This window comes from Pseudomonas sp. GM80 (genome assembly GCF_000282515.1).
Lineage (GTDB): Bacteria > Pseudomonadota > Gammaproteobacteria > Pseudomonadales > Pseudomonadaceae > Aquipseudomonas.
Genome location: NZ_AKJD01000129.1, coordinates 1 through 2,274, shown reverse-complemented (window position 1 = coordinate 2,274; position 2,274 = coordinate 1). Strand labels below are relative to the sequence as shown.

Annotated in this window: 2 protein-coding genes; both read left to right on the top strand. The window is 62.9% G+C overall.

All coding sequences use genetic code 11. From position 1 onward, the window contains the following. The coding region (gene gspE, locus PMI37_RS19545; protein ID WP_008084054.1) for a type II secretion system ATPase GspE at window positions 1-1,379 on the top strand (1,379 nt) is incomplete at its 5' end. Further along, window positions 1,379-2,274, top strand: an 896-nt coding sequence (locus tag PMI37_RS19540; protein WP_008084052.1) for a type II secretion system F family protein, incomplete at its 3' end; no start/stop codon positions are given. The genes gspE and PMI37_RS19540, both read left to right, overlap by 1 nt.

The window sequence follows — 2,274 nt, the reverse complement described above, 5'->3', positions numbered from 1 at the left end:
AGGCGCAGCGGATTTTGTTGTGTGATGGGGTGTTGACGGTGTGTCCATCGACGCCGGGCTGGTCGATCAGTGAGGCGCGGCGGCAATTTGCTGCGACCACGATTCAGCGGGTGCGCGATGATGAGCTGGATGGTTTGCTGGCCGCCGCTTACGCCGACACCGGCAGTGCGGCGGCGGTGGTCGGGGCTGCGGAGAACGAAGTTGATCTGGATCGGCTGATGCAGGACATGCCGGAAATCACCGACCTGCTCGACACCCAGGACGGCGCGCCGGTGATTCGCATGATCAACGCGCTGCTGACCCAGGCTGCGCGCGATGAGGCCAGCGACATCCACATCGAACCGTTCGAAAGCCATTCGGTGGTGCGCTACCGCGTCGATGGCACGCTGCGCGATGTAGTCTCGCCGCGCAAGGCGTTGCACGGTGCGCTGGTGTCGCGGATCAAGATCATGGCCCAGCTCGACATCGCTGAAAAGCGCCTGCCGCAGGACGGTCGCATTGCCCTGCGCGTGGCCGGGCGGCCGATCGATATTCGTGTTTCAACCGTGCCGACCGGTCACGGCGAACGCGTGGTGATGCGCTTGCTCGACAAACAGGCCGGACGTCTGCACCTCGAAACCCTCGGTATGGACGCACAGGTGCTGGCCAAACTCGACCACTTGATTCGCCAGCCCCACGGCATCGTCCTGGTCACCGGCCCCACCGGCAGCGGCAAAACCACCAGCCTCTATGCGGCACTCGCACGGCTCGATGCGAGCACCAGCAACATCCTCACCGTCGAAGATCCAGTGGAATACGACCTCCCGGGCATCAGCCAGATTCAGGTCAACGCCAAGATCGACATGACCTTTGCCCTGGCGTTGCGGGCGATCCTGCGCCAAGACCCGGACATCATCATGATCGGCGAAATCCGCGATCTCGAAACCGCACAAATCGCCGTGCAGGCGTCGCTGACCGGGCATTTGGTGTTGGCAACCTTGCACACCAACGATGCGGTGTCGGCGGTCAACCGCTTGATCGACATGGGCGTCGAACCGTTTCTGTTGGCGTCTTCAATGCTCGGCGTTTTGGCGCAGCGCTTGGTGCGGCGCCTGTGCAATCAGTGCAAGCAAGAAGACCCAACGGCACCGGACACCTGGCGCCCGGTGGGTTGCCCGGCGTGCAATCAAACCGGTTACAGCGGCCGCACCGGCATACACGAATTGTTCTGCATCGACGACGACATCCGCACCCTGATCCATCAACGGGCAGGGGAGCAGGCCTTGCGCGCCTCAGCGGCCAAAGCCGGGATGTTCAGCCTGCGTGAGGACGGCGAGCGCTGGATTCGCAGCGGCGCCACGGCCCCTGAAGAAATCTTGCGTGTGACACGGGACGCCTGATGAATCGCTATCGTTTTGAAGCTGCCGATGCCAGCGGCAAGATCGAAAATGGGCACCTTGAGGCGGACAGTCAAAGCGCCGCTTTCACAACATTACGCGGGCGCGGGTTGACCGCGTTGTCGGTGCACAAGGAAAGCAACGTCGCCAGCCATGGTGGCGGTGGATTGTTCAGCGCCAAGCTTTCGGACAACGATCTGGCCTGGGCCACACGCCAACTGGCGAGTCTGCTGGGCGCGAGTCTGCCGCTGGAAGCCGCGCTGAGTGCCACGGTGGAGCAGGCCGAAAAAAAACACATCGCCCACACCCTCAGCGCTGTGCGTGCAGATGTGCGCAGCGGCATGCGTCTTGCGGAATCACTGGCGGCGCGGCCACGGGACTTTCCCGAGATCTATCGCGCGCTGATTGCGGCGGGGGAAGAGTCCGGCGATCTGGCGCAAGTCATGGAGCGGCTCGCGGATTACATCGAGGAGCGCAACAACCTGCGCGGCAAGATTCTTACCGCGTTTATCTATCCGGGCGTGGTTGGATTGGTCTCGATCGGCATCGTGATTTTCTTGCTCAGTTACGTGGTGCCGCAGGTGGTCAGCGCGTTTTCTCAGGCGCGGCAGGACTTGCCGGGGCTGACCTTGGCGATGCTCAACGCCAGTGATTTCATCCGCGCATGGGGCTGGTTGTGTGCGGCGATCATCGCAGGCGCGTTCTGGAGCTGGCGCCTGTATCTGCGCAATCCAGCGGCACGCTTGAGTTGGCATCATCGGGTGCTGAAGTTGCCGCTGTTCGGGCGTTTCATCCTCGGTCTGAATACCGCGCGTTTCGCCTCGACGCTGGCGATTCTCGGCGGCGCCGGGGTGCCGTTGTTGCGGGCGCTGGAAGCGGCGCGGCAGACCTTGTCCAA